This window comes from Streptomyces kebangsaanensis, from assembly GCF_001906585.1.
In the GTDB taxonomy this organism is placed as follows: Bacteria; Actinomycetota; Actinomycetes; order Streptomycetales; family Streptomycetaceae; genus Streptomyces; species Streptomyces kebangsaanensis.
Window position 1 is genome coordinate 1 of record NZ_JUJA01000156.1, and the last position, 1164, is coordinate 1164.

The window sequence follows — 1164 nt, forward strand, 5'->3', positions numbered from 1 at the left end:
GGACCTGCAGTACTCGGTCGCCGACGTCAACCGGCGCCTCCCGATGGCGCTGCTGGCCGGTGTCTTCGCACTCGCCGTCGTGGTCGTCGGGCGGCTGCGGGGCGTCATGGCGCTGGTCGCGCTGGCTGTCAGCTTCCTGGTGCTGAACCTGTTCATCCTGCCCGCGATCCTGCAGGGCTCGAACCCGCTGGCCGTGGCGGTCGTCGGGTCGAGCGCCATCATGCTGATCGCCCTCTACATGTGCCACGGCCTGTCCGCCCGTACGTCGGTGGCGGTGCTCGGCACACTGATCTCGCTGATGTTGATCGGCGTGCTGGGCTCACTCTTCATCGGCTGGGCCGCGCTCACCGGCAACACCGACGACAACACCGGGCTGATCCACGGCCTGTATCCGTCGATCGACATGAGCGGCCTGCTGCTGGCCGGCGTCATCATCGGCTCGCTCGGAGTCCTCGACGACGTGACGGTCACCCAGACGTCCGCGGTCTGGGAACTGCACGAGGCCAACCCCACGCTGGGCCGACGCGCGCTGTACCGTGCGGGCATCCGTATCGGACGCGACCACATCGCCTCCGTCGTCAACACCCTCGTCCTCGCCTACGCCGGTGCCGCGCTTCCGTTGCTGCTGCTCTTCTCCATCGCGCAGAGCGGCGTGGGCACCGTCGCCAACAGCGAACTGGTCGCCGAGGAGATCGTGCGCACGCTGGTGGGCTCGATCGGCCTGGTCGCCTCCGTCCCGGTCACCACGGCCCTGGCCGCGCTCGTGGTCTCGGCCGACCGTGGCGGACGGGGGCCGGCCGCCGCATCGGCCGCCGTGCCCGCTCCGGCACGCGGCGGCAGGGGCAGGCGACGCAAGCGATGACCCGGTGCGGGTCGGCGCCCGGTCGACGAACCGTTCCTGCACTTTTGCGGGGCGCGGCCAAGCGTTACTTCACCACCGGTGCACTGGTGCCGTAACGCTTCAGCCCGTGCTCCGCTCCTCCGCCAGGATGCGGTCCAGAGCCTCGTCGAGATGGGCGTCGAAGTCGGCCAGCGCGCCCTCCTGGCCCAACGGCACCAGCTTGTCCGTCCGGTCCAGAAACGCCACCAGCGGCGCCGTGGAGGAGCGGAACAGCGCCCGGTCGCCACCGACCTGAAGCCGGATCAGGACCTCGCTGAGCGAGC

General features: G+C 70.4%; 2 protein-coding genes. One reads left to right on the forward strand and one right to left on the reverse strand.

Annotated features, from left to right (window positions below; translation table 11 throughout):
- A partial coding sequence (locus RH94_RS26275) for a YibE/F family protein (RefSeq protein ID WP_143204081.1) occupies positions 1-862 on the forward strand: 862 nt, incomplete at its 5' end.
- Between the two features lie 99 nt (positions 863-961).
- On the opposite strand, the gene RH94_RS44660 is transcribed toward RH94_RS26275, so the two are convergent.
- A partial coding sequence (locus RH94_RS44660; protein WP_234426065.1) for an SsgA family sporulation/cell division regulator occupies positions 962-1164 on the reverse strand: 203 nt, incomplete at its 5' end.